The organism is Devosia insulae DS-56, from assembly GCF_000970465.2.
GTDB lineage: Bacteria > Pseudomonadota > Alphaproteobacteria > Rhizobiales > Devosiaceae > Devosia_A > Devosia_A insulae.
Map to the genome: position 1 here is coordinate 1 of NZ_LAJE02000009.1, position 18,093 is coordinate 18,093.

Annotated in this window: 16 protein-coding genes; 9 read left to right on the forward strand and 7 right to left on the reverse strand. The window is 65.4% G+C overall.

What is annotated here, in order from left to right; genetic code table 11:
* On the forward strand, positions 1-775 hold a 775-nt coding region (locus tag VW23_RS00335; RefSeq protein WP_210184491.1), incomplete at its 5' end, for an MFS transporter.
* A 109-nt stretch (positions 776-884) separates the two neighbouring features.
* On the opposite strand, the gene VW23_RS00340 is transcribed toward VW23_RS00335, so the two are convergent.
* The 6 genes from VW23_RS00340 to VW23_RS00365 form a co-directional block, all read right to left on the reverse strand.
* Positions 885-2,051 carry an MFS transporter gene (locus VW23_RS00340; RefSeq protein ID WP_201787990.1) on the reverse strand — a complete coding sequence of 389 codons (1,167 nt, stop codon included), beginning with the start codon at positions 2,049-2,051 and terminating at the stop codon, positions 885-887.
* A 311-nt stretch (positions 2,052-2,362) separates the two neighbouring features.
* Complete coding sequence (locus VW23_RS00345) at positions 2,363-4,036, reverse strand: glycoside hydrolase family 32 protein (RefSeq protein ID WP_069907617.1); 1,674 nt, start codon at positions 4,034-4,036, stop codon at positions 2,363-2,365.
* A complete protein-coding gene (locus VW23_RS00350; RefSeq protein WP_069907618.1) occupies positions 4,033-5,454 on the reverse strand; it encodes a NosD domain-containing protein in 1,422 nt (473 codons plus the stop codon). Before VW23_RS00350 ends, VW23_RS00345 begins: the two co-directional genes overlap by 4 nt.
* 4 nt (positions 5,455-5,458) lie before the next feature.
* The gene (locus tag VW23_RS00355) at positions 5,459-6,295 is read right to left on the reverse strand and encodes a carbohydrate ABC transporter permease (protein ID WP_069907619.1); all 837 of its coding nucleotides are present in this window, start codon (positions 6,293-6,295) and stop codon (positions 5,459-5,461) included.
* Positions 6,288-7,166 (reverse strand): carbohydrate ABC transporter permease, encoded by an 879-nt coding sequence (locus VW23_RS00360; protein ID WP_069907620.1) that lies wholly within the window; start codon positions 7,164-7,166, stop codon positions 6,288-6,290. Before VW23_RS00360 ends, VW23_RS00355 begins: the two co-directional genes overlap by 8 nt.
* A 66-nt stretch (positions 7,167-7,232) precedes the next feature.
* Entirely contained in the window at positions 7,233-8,474 is a 1,242-nt protein-coding gene (locus tag VW23_RS00365; RefSeq protein WP_069907621.1) for an ABC transporter substrate-binding protein, read from the reverse strand.
* A 172-nt stretch (positions 8,475-8,646) separates the two neighbouring features.
* Here VW23_RS00365 and VW23_RS00370 point away from each other — a divergent pair, with 172 nt between their 5' ends.
* Positions 8,647-9,702: a LacI family DNA-binding transcriptional regulator gene (locus tag VW23_RS00370; RefSeq protein WP_069907622.1), complete on the forward strand. Its 1,056-nt coding sequence runs from the start codon at positions 8,647-8,649 to the stop codon at positions 9,700-9,702.
* Here VW23_RS00370 and VW23_RS00375 read toward each other — a convergent pair.
* Entirely contained in the window at positions 9,699-10,745 is a 1,047-nt protein-coding gene (locus VW23_RS00375) for an LLM class flavin-dependent oxidoreductase (RefSeq protein ID WP_084645387.1), read from the reverse strand. The two genes, VW23_RS00370 and VW23_RS00375, sit on opposite strands and share 4 nt — an antisense overlap.
* Before the next feature lie 215 nt (positions 10,746-10,960).
* Here VW23_RS00375 and VW23_RS00380 point away from each other — a divergent pair, with 215 nt between their 5' ends.
* The 7 genes from VW23_RS00380 (at position 10,961) to VW23_RS00410 (ending at position 18,090) form a co-directional block, all read left to right on the forward strand.
* Positions 10,961-12,004: a LacI family DNA-binding transcriptional regulator gene (locus VW23_RS00380; RefSeq protein WP_069907623.1), complete on the forward strand. Its 1,044-nt coding sequence runs from the start codon at positions 10,961-10,963 to the stop codon at positions 12,002-12,004.
* A gap of 22 nt (positions 12,005-12,026) precedes the next feature.
* On the forward strand, positions 12,027-13,295 hold the full coding sequence (locus VW23_RS00385; protein ID WP_069907624.1) for an ABC transporter substrate-binding protein: 1,269 nt from the start codon (positions 12,027-12,029) through the stop codon (positions 13,293-13,295).
* A 69-nt stretch (positions 13,296-13,364) separates the two neighbouring features.
* Positions 13,365-14,210: a carbohydrate ABC transporter permease gene (locus VW23_RS00390; protein WP_069907625.1), complete on the forward strand. Its 846-nt coding sequence runs from the start codon at positions 13,365-13,367 to the stop codon at positions 14,208-14,210.
* Positions 14,207-15,058, forward strand: a complete 852-nt coding sequence (locus VW23_RS00395) for a carbohydrate ABC transporter permease (protein ID WP_069907626.1) — start codon at positions 14,207-14,209, stop codon at positions 15,056-15,058. The genes VW23_RS00390 and VW23_RS00395 overlap by 4 nt, the downstream gene beginning before the upstream one ends.
* A 58-nt stretch (positions 15,059-15,116) precedes the next feature.
* Positions 15,117-16,160, forward strand: a complete 1,044-nt coding sequence (locus VW23_RS00400) for an ABC transporter ATP-binding protein (RefSeq protein WP_069907627.1) — start codon at positions 15,117-15,119, stop codon at positions 16,158-16,160.
* Entirely contained in the window at positions 16,160-17,431 is a 1,272-nt protein-coding gene (locus VW23_RS00405) for an amylo-alpha-1,6-glucosidase (RefSeq protein ID WP_069907628.1), read from the forward strand. Before VW23_RS00400 ends, VW23_RS00405 begins: the two co-directional genes overlap by 1 nt.
* A complete protein-coding gene (locus VW23_RS00410) occupies positions 17,428-18,090 on the forward strand; it encodes an SGNH/GDSL hydrolase family protein (RefSeq protein ID WP_069907629.1) in 663 nt (220 codons plus the stop codon). Before VW23_RS00405 ends, VW23_RS00410 begins: the two co-directional genes overlap by 4 nt.
* Positions 18,091-18,093 lie beyond the last annotated feature (3 nt).

Consider the following 18,093-nt stretch of genomic DNA (forward strand, 5'->3'; position numbering starts at 1 on the left):
GGACGCGTGGTCTCTGATGCGGGGCAACGAGATCGGCTGGGGCAGCGCGGAAGTGCTGGCGAGCATCGGCCTCGCCGTGGCGCTGCTGCTCGGCTTCGTGTTCTGGGTGCGCCGAGCCGCCGATCCGATCGTGCCGCCGCGGCTCTTCGCCGCCAAGGGCTTCGGCGCCGGGTTGATCACCGCCTTCTGCCTCTATGGGGCGCTTTACGCCACGCTGTTCTTCATCACCCAGTTCCTGCAGGTGGCGCAGGGTTTTGGGGCGATGGAGGCCGGGTTGCGACTGCTCCCCTGGACGGCGACGCTGTTCTTCACGGCGCCAATTGCCGGGTCGCTGGTCAACCGCCTCGGCGAGCGGCGACTGGTCGTCACTGGCCTCGCGCTCAACACCATCGGGCTGGCCTGGCTCGGCCTCACCGCCAGCGTCGGATTGTCGCTGGGCGAAATGGCTCCGGCATTGGTGCTGATGGGCGTGGGCGTCTCGATGGCCATGCCCTCGCTGCAGAGCGGCATCATGCGAACGGTACGGCCGGCCGATATCGGCAAAGCGTCCGGGGCCTTTTCGATGAGCCAGTTCATCGGCGGCGCCTTCGGCGTGGCCATCACGGCGAGCGTGTTCTCGGCTTTCGGCAGTTACCAGGGCCCGGACGCCTTCACCGCCGGGTTCCAGGCGGTGATCGGTTGCGCTGCACTGTTTACCGCGATCGGCGCGATAGCCGCTTTCGGCCTGCGCGGCGGCGTCCAGCAGCCGGGAGCCCTGGCGAGCGAGCCGATCTAGACTCGGCTACGCGCTCCGGTGCGGCGCCTCGATCGGTGAGGCGCCGCCTCAACCAGGACAACAATGCCGATGAACGCCAGAAAGCCACCCTTGCCCTCCGCTCGCGTTCCTATGTTGTCCTGGGCACAGTGCCTTCGAGATGGCGGACGAGCAGGGCTGCGCCCAGGGCGACAACCGCAGAGGCAAGCATCACGAGCAGCAGGCCGGACCGGGCATTCCCAACCGTCAAAACCGCGCCCGCAAACGCTGCCATGAGGGAGGCCCCGGCGACGGTAGTCGCACCAGCGAGACCGGCGGCACTTCCCGTGTGGGTTGAGCGAACCGAAATCGCCCCGGCGCTGGCGCTCGGTTGCGTCAGGCCGTTCGACACGCCAACGAACAGGCAGGGCCCGAACAGGGCCAGGACATGACCGATGCCGGCGGCGTACAGGATGAGGCCGAACAGGAGACCGGCGCAGGCCACGACCCGTCCCGCAACCAAAATCGTGGTCACCGGCAACCTGCCGGCGAGCCGTCCGGCCAGAAAGCTGCCGGCCATGAAGCCGCCGGTGATCGAGCCCATGTAAAGGCCGAGGACTGCTGGCGACAGATCGAAGGCCCCGGCAGCCAGCGGAGCGCCAGCAAGGAAGGCATAGAACGCACCAACCGAGAAGGCCATGCAGACGCAATAGGCCCAGAAGAGCTTGGAGCCGAGAAGTTCAGGATAGGCCCGATACTGTTCCGCCATGATGTTCGAAGGGGCACGGTTCGTTTCGGGCAGATTGGTCCAGCACAAGCTCAGAACCGCAGCGCCGAAGAGTGCCAGAGCGTAAAAACCAGCTCTCCAACCGAGCACCTGATCGAGGAGTCCGCCAACCGTTGGGCCGAGCATCGGCGCTATGGCCCAGGCCATGGCCAAATAGCCAAACCGACCTGCTGCCTCGTCCCTGCTGGTGGTGTCGCGGATCACCGCGAGCGACACCGCATAGGTTGGCGCGATCACGGCCTGGACCATTCGGCAGACGAGGAAGCTCCACGCGTCGGGCGCCACGGCGCAGCCGACCGTCGCCGCAATGAAAATCGTCAGTGCCCAGAGGATCACGGGGCGGCGACCGAACCGGTCGGAAAGGGGGCCAAGGGCCAGTTGAAGGCACGCCGACACCCCGGCGTAGGCCGCCAGCGAAAGGCCCATGATCCCATAATCCACGCCGAACTCGGCGGCCATGCCGGGGAGGGACGGCAGGAAGAAATTGATCGGAAGAATTGCAAGCGCCGACAGCAGGATCAGCGTGGACAAGCGAGGTCCGCGTAACGGATTTGGCATGATGATGATCGCCTGGAGAGTGAGCGGGCAATAAAAAAGCCCCGCTAGGGGCTGAACTTACCGCGCACGGGTGCTTCCGCCTGGCAGCTACGCTGCCGTGCCCATGCGCCCACCTACTACAACGAAGCCGTTTTCGATCTTCATGCGATGATTGGTAGGGCCGCCCTTGCCTCTGGTCAACACATGCTTTGGCCAAAGGGCGGACCATTGCCAAGCTGCGCCAACCTGGCGCTGGGCTGGGTCGGGACGGTCAGGTGCAGGGCCACAGCGGCCGATAATCAGGGCTACCGAACCGCCCGCCGCTCGGACACTGTGAACTGGGCGGCGGAGGTGACTTCCACACGATCCGGACCGATGTTGGAGTAGCTGCGCCGCGTGCCGCAGATGGCGCCGTTGTCGGCGAACACCTCGAGGATGCCGCGGTCGTAGATGACGCGGAGATCCGTTGCCGACCCGCACGTGGCCTCGTAGCGGATCTTGCCATCATCCTCAGCCAGTCGAACCGCAAGGCGATCGTCCGACACCGATAGCTCGAAGGAGAGAGCACCACCCTGCGTCGCGACGATCTTTGTGCCGTCGAGACTGCCGGTCAGGCGGAGCTCGAATGGGGCGTCCCGCAGCAGGACGCTCCCATCCGGCTCGCTATTGAGGAGAGATACCGGCCAAGCGCTATCCAGTTCGGCCACCGGTTGCATGACCAGCCGCCCGGAGCCATCGAGGCCGAGTTCGCGCGGCAGCGACATCTCGCCGGAGTAGGGCGAGCCAGGCGGCTTGCGGGATTGCCAGTTGAACAGCCAGGCGAAGGCGATCTGGCGGCCCTCGGCCTCGAAACTCTGCATGGCGTAAAAATCGGTGCCGAAGTCGAGGACCTGCAAGTCGTCGGCATCGGGGACGAAGCGATCGTTCCTGAAATCGCCGATGCGGGCGTACAACAGGTTATGACGGCCAGTCGCCGGTTCGGTGTAGCCGACAAAACCCATGACCATGACCCACTTGCCATTAAGCGGGAAGAAATCGGGGCACTCGACCGCCCGGGCGCCGTTCTCCCGATAGTGCGCCGGGGCCCGATAGAGCGGGCCGAGATAGGTCCAGTCGCTGAGGCTGTCCGAACCATAGAGCAGCACGGCGGGATCGCCGTGTATCGCTGCACCGAGCACCATGCGGTAGGCGCCCGCCGCCGCATCCCACCAGACTTTGGGGTCGCGGAAATCGTGCGCGACGCCCTGCCCGTCGGGACGGAGCGCAAGCACGGTGTCGGAGCTGCCGGCGCGCAGCACATCCCGCCCCGGCCGGACCAGCTTCTGCACCTCGCGATAACCCGCGAACAGGTCATAGGCCGGCAGGCGTTCGGTGTAAAAGAACATGCGGCTGCCGTCGCGGTCGGCAAAGGCCGAGCCGGAAAAGGCGCCGCCGCTGGCCCCGAGCCGCCAGAGGTTCTGCTCGGGGTGGAGGAACACCGGCAGGTGGGTCCAGTTGAACAGGTCGGTGCTGACGGCGTGGCCCCAGTGCATCGGGCCCCAGTCGGTGCCGGCAGGGTGAAACTGGTAGAACAGGTGCCAGGTGTCGCCGATCCTGCAGAGCCCGTTCGGGTCGTTCATCCACTGGCGGGGTGGCGAAAAGTGCATGATCGGCCGTGCCGGATCGGACCGCATCGCGGCCTCGATCTCAAGCTTGCTCCGCAGCGTCAGCCCGTCTTCGCTGAACTCCCAGAGGGTGATGCCGGTCTCGGTCACGGTGGCCGGATCGTAGCCATAGGCCCAGAGAATGGCCTCGGAGCTCTGACATTCGACGGCGACGCTGCCGGCCTCGCGGTGCTGGTAGCTGAAGAAGTCGACATAGCCGGGGAACGCCGGAACCTGCCAGAGCAGGGCCTCGCCCTGCACAATGCGGATCGCCCCCGGGCCGCGCGCCCAGAACTCGAGCCGGTAGCCGGCGGGAAGGGTGACGGGGGATTTCAATTGTCGACTCGAGGGCTGCTTTGCGCTCCGGCCCGCCCCGGTACCGGCGTGCCGCGAAAGGCATTCACCGACCTATCGAGCAGCACCTGAGTGTCGCTGCCGGAATCAAGAATGGTGTTCCCGGTGGACCCCGGCTCGACCTGCACGGCGATCACCTCGAGGGCAGTGAGGTTCCTGGTTGAGAGGATGGCCTCGACCTGCGTCGCAAAGCAATCGCTGTTGGGTGCATCGTTCTCGGGCGCTCGCTCGGTCGTCGCCACGATGTGGTTGTTGGCGACATAGTTGCCGGTGCCTGAGACGATCCGGATGATCACGGGTTTCTCGTTGGCGGGCTTCAGGAACCGGGTATCGATCGAGGCCGAGATATGGTTGGCGATGACCGAGTTGTTGTCGCCGCTCAAATGCAGCAGGCCGAACTGGTCATCCCGCCCATTGTCATACCGCGTCATCGGCGCCCAGGGCTCGTGATCGCGGAGGAAGTGATTGGAGGCAATCAGGTTCTCCGAGCAATTGCCGGAGAAGACCAGCATGCCGGGGTAGAAGGCGTGCAGCCGGTTGCCGGTAATGGACGAGCGGACGACGCCCGAGAACGCGATGCTGCTGCGCCCGCGCGGGAAGACGTTGTTGCCGGAGACCAGCAGGCCACCAAAATTTTCGGCGTAGATAGAGTGTCCGGCATAGCCGGCGCCGATCAGGTTGTTGGTGATCTTCGAGGCCTGCCCCATGCCCCTGAGCTCGATGCAGTTGCCGCATTCGGCGATGAAGTTGTTGTCGATGGTGGAGGCGTCGGCCTGGTACGACACGACGCCGTGCTCGAGGTAGACGAGGCCCATGCCGGTGATGCGAAACGAGTCGTTGGCACTGGCGATGTGAATGCCGGTCTTGCCGTTTCGGTAGGAATTCTCCGCGTCGCCGTTCGAGGCGTCGGTGAAATGCAGGCCATCGATGCAGAAATCGGCAAACTCGACCGAGCTGATGCGAGGATTGCCAGCACGCTGCACCAGGAACGCCGCAGCGGCGGCGCCGTCGCCGGCTGGCCCGACGAGATCGACGAGGATGCGGCTGCCGCCGGGCCAGATTTCGTGCCACTGCTCGAGCTCACGCCTCGGCGTATTGAAGCGAATGCTCGACGAGGTGAAGCCGTGCCCCGATCCGACGATGCGCAGGAAGCTGATGTCGATGCGGACCTGGGTGCGCAGGCGGAAATCGCCGGGCGGGATGTAGATGACGGCGCCGGGCTTGCCGCCGTCGTTGACATCGGGCGCCGCCTGCCGCCGCTTGATGTCGGCAATGATGCTGTTGATCACCGCCCCGATGTCTTCGTGCGGATTGCCGGCGGGCCACTCGGTCACGCTGTAGATGTTAGCGCTCGGCCCGTCATGGCCCCTGCTGAGCTGGTCGAGTTCGATGCTTGCCATGGGACTAGCCTTTCACGGCGCCGAAGGTCAGCCCGCCGACAATCTGCTTTTGCAGGAGGAGGGTGACGAGGATGACGGGGAGCGAATAGAGGACGGCGGCGGCGGTCATCGGGCCCCAGGCGAGGCCATAGACGGAGTTGAACTCCGCGATGACGATCGGCGCCGTCTTGCTGCTCTCGGAGGTCAGCAGCAGGGCGTAGAGAAACTCGTTCCAGCTGGCGATGAAACTGAACAGCGCGGTGATGGCGATGCCGCTCGGCATCACCGGCAGGACGATGTGCCAGAAGGCCCCGAAGCGGGTGCAGCCATCCACCCGGGCCGCTTCCTCCAGCTCCTTCGGCACGCCTTCGAAGAACGCCGCCATCAGCAGCATGGCGAGGGGAACGGCGGTGGAAGTGTGGGCGAGGACCAGACCAATGGTGGTGTCCAGCAAGCCCAGCGTCTTCATGATCTGGAACAGCGGTACGCCCAGCGACACCGCCGGCACCATGCGGGTGATCAGCGCAAACAGCATGAACAGCATGGTGAGCCGCCGGCGATAGAGCGCCGAGACATAGGCGGCGGGAACCGCGATCACGAGCGACAGCAGCGTCGTCAGAACCGCGACGATGGCGGAGTTCAGGAACGCTTCCGGCAGCCCGACGGTCCCGATGACGCTGGTGAAATTCTCGAGGGACAGCCGCTGCGGGAAGAAAGAGGGCGGGATCTGCTGGACGTCGACCGCCGGCTTCAGCGCCGTCGAGACGAGGTAGAGGTATGGTAGCGCATAGGACAGCACCAGCAGCAGCGCCACCGCATGGATGATGACCTTGCCGAGATCGTAGGGGGCGCGATCAGACACGGTCGGCTCTCCAGATCTTCCAGTAGGCAAGGCCGGCGATACCGATCATCACCAGCAGAAACAGCGTCGCGGTGGCCGAGGCCTGGCCGAGATCGCCATAGCGCACCATGCGCTGGTAGATGTTCATCGACAGCACTTCGCTCTGCTGGCGCGGCCCGCCCTGGGTCTGGATCCAGATCAGGTCGAAGGTCTTGAGGGCGTCGATGCCGCGGACCACCACAACCACCGCCAGCACCGGGCGCAGCATCGGCAGGGTGATGTACCAGAACCGGTTGATGGCGTTGGTGCCGTCGATCCGCGCCGCCTCGAGCACGTCGCGCGGGATGTTCATCAGGCCGGCATAGCTGACCAGCGCGACGAACGAGGTGGTCAGCCAGATATCGGCGGCCGCCACCGAGTAGATGACGATGTCGGTGTCGGACAGCCACTTGATGGCGCCGGGATCGGGGATGATGCCGAGCGCGGCGAGCCCATAGTTGAGGATGCCGATATTGCCGACGAGCAGAAACCGCCACAAGAGGCCCGCGACGATCGGCGAAATCATCAGCGGCAGCGCGAAGATGGTGCGGTGCCAATGCGAATGCCTGGCGATCGCGGCAAACAGCAGCGCCGCGCCGAGGCCGAACACCAGCTCGAAGAACAACGCGAATACCGAGTACTTGAGCGTCCGCACGGCGGACTCAAGAATACGCTTCGACGTGAGTGCTTCGACATAGTTCGCCAGCCCGACAAAGACGCGGCTCGCCGGATCGATCAGTTTGACGTCGAAGAACGAATTGTAGACCAGCAGCGCCACGGGGTAGACCACGAGGAGCCCCAGGAACAGCATGGCCGGCATCAGCATAAGCAGCACGAACCTGCGTTCGGTCATGCTCCCTCCCGTTGATCAACTGGGACCAAGGCGGATCGCCGCCTCGGTCCCGCAAGCTGCTGGAGTTTATTGGCCGAGGATATCGCGCGCGGTGGCCGCCGCATCGTGCAGCAGTTCGGCGACATTGTCCTCGCATTCGAGGGCGCCCTGGAAGGCGGGCATCACGGCTTCGTCGACCAGCTCCTGATAGTGCTCGTTGATCGGCCGGCCCTTGGTTGCCGGCGCCGACAGCGTGGCGAGCAGCGGCCCGAAATGCTCGTAGCCGGGCTTATCGGTGTAGGTGGCATAGGCCGAGTTGGTGGCGGCCAGCCCGAGCGGGGCTTCGATGCCCAGCGCGTTGTGGGCGATGGCAAAAGCGATGAACTGCCGGGCCGCGTCCTTATGCTCAGAGGTCGAAGGAATGACGTTGTACCAGGGGCCGGGGATGCCGGCGACGCCCGCCGAACCACCGATCATCGGCGCGACACCGACCTTGCCGGCAATCTTGCTGTCTTCGGGGGTCATCTTGTAGGCGTGGGCCCAGAACTTCATCATGGCGGTCTGGCCCTGGTAGAACAGGTTCTGCGCCTCGCCCCAGTTGATTTCGAGCGCATTGTCGGGCGCTGATTTATCTTCGCAGAGCGGCGCCCGGTAGTTCACCAGCGCGTCGATATGAGCCTGGTTGTCGAGGATGACCTGGCCCGCGTCATCGAGGATCACACCCGGCGAGCCAGCCTGCAGCACCTCGGCCATCCATTCTTCCGAGGTGGCGCCGATCACGTCGGTGCCAAACATGCCGTCCTTGGTGAAGAACTTGGCCATGTCGCGCCACTGCTGCCAGTCGGCCGGCGGAACCAGGTCGTAGCCATACTGGGTTTTGAAGGCCGCCTGGTTGGCCGGGTCTTCCCACAGGTCCTTGCGATAGAAGACGATCTCGGCGTTGGCCCAGGCGGGCATGGCGATCAGCTTGCCGCCGACAGTGGCGTCGGCGAGCAGGGCCGGCGGAATGTCGGCCTTCACCGCATCGGTGAAGAGATCGCTCAGATCCTCGACATGCGATGCGAAGGCGGCGTTCCAGACCACGTCGATGGTCGCCACATCGTAGTTCGAGGTCCCCGAAGCGATCTCGGCGGTCAGCTTGTCGAACACCCCCTGATAGGGCACCTCGACGAAGTTGACCTCAATGCCGGTTTCCTTGGTGAAGGCATCGGCAGCGGCCTGCTGCAGCGAATGGCCGCCACCTTCAACCAGTACGGTGATGGCTTCGGCCTGCGCCGCGGATGTTGCGAGGCAAAGCGCGGCGACCGCGCCGAATAGCGTCTTGTTCATGTCCCCTCCTCAATTTCGGCTCACGGAGAACGACCCGGAGCAGCCGGACCATATTCAGCAATGTCGACGTCGTCAATTGAAATGACATCGTCGACATGATGAATGTCGACGTTGTCGGTTGCGGCTCACTTGCCGGGCCGATAGAGTTGCCAGCGCGTATGGGGGAAGGTGGATGGTCAGCATCAAGGATGTCGCTCGGGTGGCCGGCGTCTCGGACAAAACCGTGTCCCGTGTGGTCAACGGCGAGCCCAACGTCACCGCTGACACGATCGAGAAGGTACAGCTGGCGATCGCCGATCTCGGCTATATCCCCAACCTCGCGGCCCGCAGCATCCGCTCGAATCGCACCAACATCATCGGCATCATAACCGACTTCATTTCGACGACGCCCTACTCGGGCGATATCGTCCGGGGCGTGCAGGACTGGGCCGGCGCCAATGGCCGCACCGTGCTGCTGGCCAACACCGATGGCGACCCAACGCGGGAAACCAATGTGTGGCGCACCTTCAAGGCGCACCGCATCGACGGCGTGCTCTATGTCGCGATGTATCACCGGGTGGTGGTGCCGGCGGCGGGCGAGGTGTCGATCCCGACGGTGCTGGTCAACTCGCATCCCGAGGACGGCTACGTCTATCCATCGATCGAGCCGGATGATTTCGGCGGGTCCTATGCCCTCACGGAGCACCTGATCGCGCTTGGCCATCGCCGCATCGGCTATATCCGGCTGAATCCCCTGCTGCTGGGCGCCAATCAGCGGCTCGATGCCTTCCTCACTGCGGCGCAGGCCGGCGGCATCGCGGAAAGTGACCTGGTCATCCGCTTGGGGATGGAGGGGCCGGTCGGGCGCGAGACCAACTACGTCTATCGGGAGGCGCTCGACATGCTGTCGATGCCCGATCGCCCGACAGCGCTGGTCTGCGGCAATGATGAGATGGCGCTGCAGGCATACCTCGCCGCGCTGTCCCTCGGTCTGCGCGTGCCCGACGACATCACCATTGTCGGCTTCGACGATTTCCGGACGGTGTCGCTCGGCCTCAAGCCCGAGCTGACCACGGTGGCCCTGCCCTATTACGACCTCGGCTGGCAGGGCGCCAACATGCTGGATCAGCTGGTGCACGGCAAGGGCAGCGAAACCGAACGGCGGATCCTCAAGTGCCTGGTGGTGGCGCGGCAGTCGAGTGCGCGGCGCGGGGACGCGACGCCCCGCCAGGCTATCGGCAGCTTCTAAGCCAATCTGTCGCGCACCAGCGGCAGCACCTCGCGTCCGAGCCGCCGGACGTTGTCGAGCGCCCCGTCCGGCGTGCCGGCAGCTTCGACGGCAAGGATCACCCGGCCAATGCCCGACGTCTCGACGATGCCGACCAACCGTTCGGCGCAGGTCTGAGGCGTGCCGACGGCGTGCTGGGCGACGATGTGCTCGATGCGCGGTCCGCGGTCCGGGTTCTGCCGCACCGTCTCCTGCAGAAAGATGTACTCGGCTCCGGTCGTCGTCATGCCCTGAAGCAGAGGCCCGCGAATGATCTCGGCCGCCTCGGCATCGGTGTCGGCGACCTGGGCGTATACCAGGACTGTGTGATGCCATGGGCCGGGGTGACCGTGCTCGGCGGCGATCGCCGCGTGCCGGCCTGACAGCTCGGCGAGCGCCTCCGCATCCCGCCCGTGGTTGAAAAAGAACATGCAGTTGAAGCCGTGGCGCGCCGCCAGCGCCAGCGAGCTGTCCGACTCGGTTGCCATCAGGATCGGCGGGTGTGGCGACGTAAGCGGGCGGGGCTGGGGCGAGACGCGCCGGAACCTGTAGAGCTCGGTATCGGCCGCCACCGAGCCGGCAAAACTCGCCAGCAGCAGATCGAGCGCTTCAGCCATGCCGTGATTGTAGTGCGTGAGGCTGGACATCACTTCGTATTCGACGGTCTCGGCGCCGCGACCAAGTCCGAGATCGAACCGGCCGCCCGACAGTTGGTCGAGCAGGGCGGCCTGCTCGGCTACATGCACCGGACTGTGCACGGGCAACATGGTGACGGCGGTGCCGACACGGACCCGGGTGGTACGGCCCAACAGGTACGCGGCGAGCGTCAGGGCCGATGGACTCTGCTCGCGCAGGTAATGGTGTTCGGTGGCCCAGAGGTCGTCAAACCCCTCGGCTTCGGCGGCCAACGCCGTCTCTACGGCACTGGCGAACCTCACCTGGTCGGAGGCCCCGACAAACCGGCCGGTGAGGAAGAGCGCGGCACCGGCGCGAAACTCGGGGGTGGGCTTTGGGGTCGTCATCATTCCTCGATCCGTTCGATGCCATCCGCGGCGGCGGCCTCAATGTCTGCTCCACAGCAAGGTGGCCGGCCACCGCTCCATAGCGGTCAGCAGAGCCTCCGGTCAAATTAACTTGATATACATACTCATGTTTAATCCGCGATCCGCGTCAAATTTAAAACGTTTGCAATGCTGCTGATAACGTTTAAAACTATCTCCGAGTTCAGGGAGGAGCGCAGTTGGCAGGTTTGACACTCCGCGAATTGGCGGCGAGGCTCGACATCTCCGTCGGCACGGTGTCCCGCGCCCTTTCGGGCGATACGGCGATAGCGCTGAAGACGCGCGAGCGCGTCACCGAAGCGGCGCGGCAGTATGGCTATGTTCCCAATATGGCGGCCCGCCAGCTGGTCTCCGGGCGCTCCGGCTTCGTCGGCTTCGTGATGCCGGTGCGCGGCCCCAACTTTATCGACTCCTATCTCGGCGAATTCCTCACCGGTCTCGGTGAAGGGCTGGTCGAGCATGGCATGGACCTGTTCATCGCCACCGTGCCGGCCGGCCGTTCCGAACTCTCGGTGTTGCGCCACGTGGTCGAGTCCGGTCGCGCCGATGGCATGGTGGTGCCGCGTATCGGCGAGGCCGACGAGCGTCTCGCCTATCTGATCGAGCGCAAATTTCCGTTCGTCGCGCACGGCCGCATGCTGGACTCGTCGTCGGCCTTCAACTGGCTCGATGCCGACAGCGTCTCGGCCTTCGGCGAGATCTTCGATCTGCTCTATGCGTTGGGCCACCGGCATTTCGGTCTCGTCTCGATCTCCGATCCGATGACCTTCCGGCACCTGCGCGAGCGCGGCCTGCGCGACGCGATTTCGCGGCGCGGCGACCCCAATGTCATCCTCGATGTCGCCAGCGCGCCGCGCTTCGATCGCGGCGCTACGGTGGCGGCGGTCAATTCGCTGCTCCATGCCGAGCGCCGCCCGACCGCGATGATCGGCCTGTTCGACGAACTGGCGCTGACCATCATGGAAGAAGCCTCGCGGGCAGGTCTGTCGATCCCGCGCGATCTCTCGGTGGTGGGCTTCGACAACATCACCGCCGCTGCCTACGCGCCGCCCGGCCTCACCACCTTCGAGGCCCACACGCGGGACTCGGCGCGCGAGATCGCCGGCATGCTGGTCAGCGTCATCGAGAAGAAGCCGGCAACACCGCTCACCAAGCTCATTGCGCCCAAACTCGTGGCGCGTGCCAGCCACGGACCGGTCCCCGAAACGGCCCGTAAACTCTAGTTCAACAAGGGAGGAACAAGACGTGAGACGCACACTCAAGACTCTCGCCATCGCCGCGCTGGCGATCGGCCTTACGGCCAGCACGGCCAATGCCCAGGTGCTGTTCTGGTCGAACCAGGCAGTGCCGGTCGAAGAAACGCAGAAGATGCGCGAGCAGGTGCTCAAGGCATTCCCCGGCGGCGTGGACTTCCAGCCGCAGGAGCCGGGCCCGTTCATCACCCGCATCCAGGCCGAGACCGAAACCGGCACCGGCGCTATCGGTGTCGTCGGCGGGCTCTATGGCGATCTCGCCAACTTCGCCGACAGCTGGGTCGATCTCTCCGATGTCGACCTGAGCGGCGTCGCCGTCAGCCCCGCCTTCCTGGAGCTGGGCAAGTTCGGCACCAGCGAGCAGAAGTTCCTGCCCTGGATGCAGGCCAACTACGTGATGGCCGCCAACAAGCAGGCGCTGCAGTACCTGCCCGAAGGCGCCGATGTCAACAACCTGACCTACGACCAGGTGATCGCCTGGGCCAAGAACCTCGCCGAGCAGACCGGCTCGCCGAAGTTCGGCTTCCCCGCCGGTCCGAAGGGTTTGAAGCACCGCTTCTTCCAGGGCTTCCTGCTGCCGGCCTTCACCGGCTCGGAAGTCACCAAGTTCCGTTCGGCCGAGGCCGAGCAGGCCTGGGGCAAGTTCAAGGAACTCTGGCAGTACACCAATCCGGCTTCGACCAATTACGACTTCATGCAGGAGCCGCTGCTGACCGGCGACGTTTGGCTGGCCTTCGACCACATTGCCCGCTTGTCGGAAGCCTTCAACCAGAAGCCGGATGACTTCGTCGCCTTCCCGGCGCCGTCGGGTCCCAAGGGGCGTGCCTTCATGCCGGTGCTCGCCGGTATCGCGGTGCCGAAAAGCGCGCCCGACGTGGCCAAGTCCAAGGAGCTCATCAAGTACATGATGCAGCCCGAGACCCAGGTCGCGACACTGCTCGCTACCAACTTCTTCCCCACCACCGACGCGGCGCTGCCGGCTGACCTGCCCGCTTCGGCCCGTGCCCTCGGCCCGGCCGTGCAGGCCATGACCAGCTCGCCCGACGCCCTGCCGGCGCTGCTGCCGGTTGGTCTGGGCGACAAGGCCGGCCAGTTCAACCAGGTCTATATCGACGCCTTCGAACGCATCGTCCTCGCCAACCAGGACGTGCGCCAGGTGCTCGACCAGCAGGCGGAGACGCTGCGCCAGCTGATGGTCACCACCGGCGCGCCGTGCTGGCTGCCGGACGCTCCGTCCGAGGGTCCCTGCCCGGTCGAATAAGGTCCGTAGGACCTCCACTGCCCGGGGCTGCGGCTCCGGGCAGTTCCTGTGCTGCGGCGAGGCGGAACGATGAACAGCAAGACATTGCCCTATCTGCTGCTGGCCCCGGCGACGATCTTTCTGGTCGTCTTCTTCCTCTGGCCGTTCCTGCAGATCGCCTGGCTCGCCTTCAGCACCGATGGCGGTTTCACCATGCAGCATTTCCAGACCATGGCCAGCAACTGGAAGTTCTGGCCGACCTTCTGGAACACGGTGATCCTCGCGGCCGTGGTGGTGCCACTGCAGCTGGTCATGGCACTGGCGATGGCGCAGGTCGTCGCCAAGCTCAAGTCGACGCGCAACACCGTCCTTTACATCTTCACCATCCCGCTCGGTCTGTCGGACCTGGCAGCGGGCATCATCTGGCTCGCCATTTTCGAGCAGTCGGGTTTTCTCAACTCGATGCTGGTGGGGCTCGGCATCGTCGAAAAGCCGATCCTGTTTCTCGGCTACCAGAACCTGTGGGTCATTTTCATCGCAGTGATCCTTGCCGAACTGTGGCGCGCCACCGCCATCGTCATGGTGATCCTCGTCTCCGGCATGGGGCTGATCCCCAAGGAATATTACGAGGCGGCCGAAGTGTTCGGCGCGGGACCCTGGAAGCGCTTCGTCAAGGTGACGCTGCCCATGCTCAGACCCTCGATCCAGACGGCGCTGATCCTTCGCACCATCGCGGCATTCGAAGTCTTCGCCGTAGTGGTGGCGCTCGGCGGCACGACGCTGCCGGTGCTGGTGGGTGAAACCTTCAACTGGCAGTTCGCGCTCAACGACCGGAACGTCGCCGCGGCCTTCGCGCTCGTCATCCTCGCCATCTCGATTGCCGCGACGCTGGTGTTCCTGCGGGTGCTGCGCACCCCGAAGGGAGCCACGCTATGAGCGGCGCCGTTGCGACTGCCGACAAGCCGCGGGCCGTCTCCGATATCGGATCGGCCGGCAAGTTCCTGTTCTGGGCCGGCGTGGTGCTGCTGTGCGCCTGGGTGCTGGTGCCGATCTACCTCTTGGCGGTCAACACGCTGTCCTCGCCGCAGCAGGTCACCGCCTTTCCCAAGACGGGCGTCCCCAGCTTCGACATGGGCTCGATCCAGTTCTTCCTGTCGTTCGAGGGGGTGCTGAAGGCGCTGTGGAACTCGGTGCTGGTCGCGGTGCTGACGATGATCCTGTCGATCGCCATTGGCGCGCCGGCCGGCTATGCGCTGTCGCGCTTCGAATTCCCCGGCAAGGCGACCTTCCGCATGCTGGTGCTGATGACCCGCGCCTTCCCGCTGCCGCTCTTGGCGCTGCCGATCGCGGTGATGTTCATCCGCATCGGCCTCGACGACACGCCGATCGGGCTGGCGCTGGTGCACACTACCCTCGCCATCCCCTTCGCCGTGCTGATCACCTTCTCGATCTTTTCGGGCATTCCGCTCGAACTCGAGGAGGCCGCCTGGACGCTCGGCTGCAACCGGCTGCAGGCCTTCCACAAGGTGGTGCTGCCGCTGGTGCTGCCCGGCATCACCGCTTCGGCCATCTTCGCCTTCACCATTTCCTGGAACGAAGTGTTCGCCGCCTCGGTGCTGACGGTGCAGAACCGCACGCTGACGGCGTTCCTGCTGCAATCACTCTCCGTGTCGCCGCTGCATCTGCGCTTTGCCGGCGGCGCGGCCCTCGTCATCCCGGCGCTGATCTTCATCTTCGCCGTCCGCAAATACATGTTCGCGATGTGGGGCATCGCCAACCGTTAGAGCGAGATCAGACCTTGCCGGTGCGATCCTCGCGACAGAAAGAAAGGCTGAGCCCGCCATGGCTGAGATTCTCATCAAGGGTGTCGCCAAGAGTTTTGGGTCGTTCACGGCCCTGCACTCGATCGACCTGACCATTGCCGACCAGGAGTTCATGGTGCTGCTCGGCGCCTCGGGCTGCGGCAAGACCACATTGCTGCGCATCATCGCCGGCCTCGAAAGCCCGACCCAGGGCGAGGTGTGGATCGGTGGCAAGCGTGTCGACCAGTTGCCGCCGCGCGAGCGCGGCATCGCCATGGTGTTCCAGAACTACGCGGTGTTTCCGCACCTGACGGTCTACGAGAACATCGCCTTCGGCCTGCGCATGAAGAAGCTGCCGCAGGCGGAAGTCGATACGCGGGTCAAGCGCACTGCCGAGCTGATGCATATCGAACAGTTGCTGAAGCGCTATTCCGGCCAGCTCTCCGGCGGTCAGCGGCAGCGCGTCGCGGTGGCCCGGGCCCTGGCGATGGAGCCGGACGTGATCCTGATGGACGAGCCGCTGTCGAACCTCGATGCGCTGCTGCGTCTCGAAATGCGCGCCGAACTGAAGGGCGTGCTCGCCAATTCCAAGACCACCACCATCTACGTCACCCACGACCAGGTGGAAGCCATGTCGCTGGCCGACCGCATCTCGGTGATGAATGGCGGCCACATCGTGCAGGCCGCCTCGCCGGTGGAAGTCTACCGCAACCCCGCCGCCCGCTTCGTCGGCAGTTTCATCGGTAACCCGCCGATGAACTTCCTGCCGGCGACCAGGAACGGCGATGGCCGCTACCATGTGGCCGGCATCGCCCTCGATGGTCCATCGCAGGGTGGCGCCAAGCTCGAATTCGCCATCCGCCCCGAAGATCTCACCATCGCGGCCGGCGGGCTCAAGGCCACGGCCCGGGTGATCGAGCCGCTCGGCGCGCATACGCTGGTAACCTCGGAGGTCGACGGCAAGCTGTTCCGCGCCGTGCTCGACAGTGACCTCAAGGTCGCCCCGGGCGACGAGCTCAGCCTCGTGCCCAAGCCTGACCGGGTGCGCTGGTTCGACCTCGAGACCAGCAAGGCCGTCAACTGATGCCACCCCGCTCCGCGCTTGCCGACAAGGCCATCGAGGTGCTGCGCGAAAACGATCGCGGCAGCTACACGGTGCCGACCAAGGGGCTCTACCCGTTCCAGTGGAACTGGGACTCGTGCTTCACCGCGCTCGGCCAGAGCCACTACGACATGAGCCGCGCCTGGACCGAGGTGGAAACGCTGTTCGCCCACCAGTGGGCCGACGGCATGGTGCCGCACATGGTGTTTCACGAGCCGGCGCCGACCTATTTCCCCGGCCCCGAGGTCTGGGACACCGGCCGCACGCCGCCGACTTCGGGCATCACGCAACTGCCCATCGCCGGCTTCGCCATTCACCAGCTGTTCCGTCGCCAGCCTGACGCCACGCGCGCCCGCCCGCTGCTCGAGGGGCTGGACCGCTGGCACGCCTGGTTCTATCGCACCCGCGATCCCGGCCAAACCGGCCTCGTAGCGGTGATCCACCCCTGGGAGTCGCGCGACAACAGCATCGACTGGGACGACGGGTTCGAGCGCGTGCCCACCGAGGGCGTCATGCCCTATGAGCGCAACGACCTCAAACATGCCGATCCGGCGACCCGCCCGACCAAGGCGCAGTACGACCGCTATCTGTGGCTGGTGCAGCACTTCCACGGCCTCGACTGGGATTCGACGCGGACCCACGACGCCTCGCCGTTCCAGGTCGCCGATCCCGGCTTCAACGCCATCCTGATCCGCTCCTGCCTCGAAACAGCGGAGCTTGCCGAGGCCCTCGGCGCGCCCGAGATCGCCGCTCGTAACCGCAACTGGGCGAAACTGGGGCTCGCCGCGCTCGACGGGCTGTGGAGCGACCGGCACGGCCAGTATTTGCCGCTCGATCGTGTCGGCGGCACGCTCAGCGACAGCCCGTCGATCGGCGGGCTGATCCCGGTTTTCGCCCCGATCCCGGCACATCGCGCCGCGGCCATCGCCCAGACCATCGGCGGCATAGCAGCGGAAATCCGCTACCTCGTCCCGAGCCACGCCCCATCCGATCCGCGCTTCGACCTGAAACGCTACTGGCGTGGCCCGGTCTGGCTGGTGTGCAATTACATGATCGCCGATGGCCTCAACCGCGCCGGCGAGGTGGCGATGGCCGAGCGCCTCACCGCCGACAGCCTGCAGCTGATCGAACAATCCGGCTTTGCCGAATATTACGATCCGCGCGACGGCACGCCGCTCGGCGGTGGCCGCTTCTCGTGGACCGCGGCTATGGTGCTCGAGTTCCTCGAGCCCGCTCCGGAGGCTGCTGCGTGATCAGCTTTCTCGAGCGCTGGGCCGGCAAGGCGAGCTCGCTCGCCACTTTCGGGGATTCCATCACCGAGGGGCTGACCATTCCCGAAATGCCGGCGCGCTGGGCCAATCGGCTCGCCTCGCGGCTGGGCGCCAGGCTCTACAACCGCGGCATCAGCGGCACGGTGATGCAGTCCTCGCCGGCTGCCGGCGGCGCGCCGCGCGATAATAACGGACACGGCCGCTTCTCTCGGGACCTGCTCGGCACCGAGCGCGGCGAGCTCATCGCCATCCTCTATGGCACCAACGATGCGCGCTATATCGGCGCGCCGCAGAGTTTTGGCGCCGACGGCTTCGTGCGCGATTATCGCGCCGTGCTCGATGGCCTGATCGAGGCCGGCTACCTGCCCGAGGCCATCGTCATCGGCAGCCCCAGCCATCTGCCCGATGCCGGCTTTTTTGTCGGCACGGACGGGTTCGCCGGCCAGAGCCGCGCCACCTACCAGTCCTTCGTGCCGCTGGTGCGGGCGCTGGCCATCGAGTTCGGCTGCTTTTACGCGCCGGTCAACGAACGCATGGCCGCCCAGGGCGGCGATGCGCTCATCCTTCCCGACAACGTGCATCCCAATGCCGCCGGCCATGGCCAGATCGCCGAGATCTTCGCCAGCGCAACACGGCTCTAGACC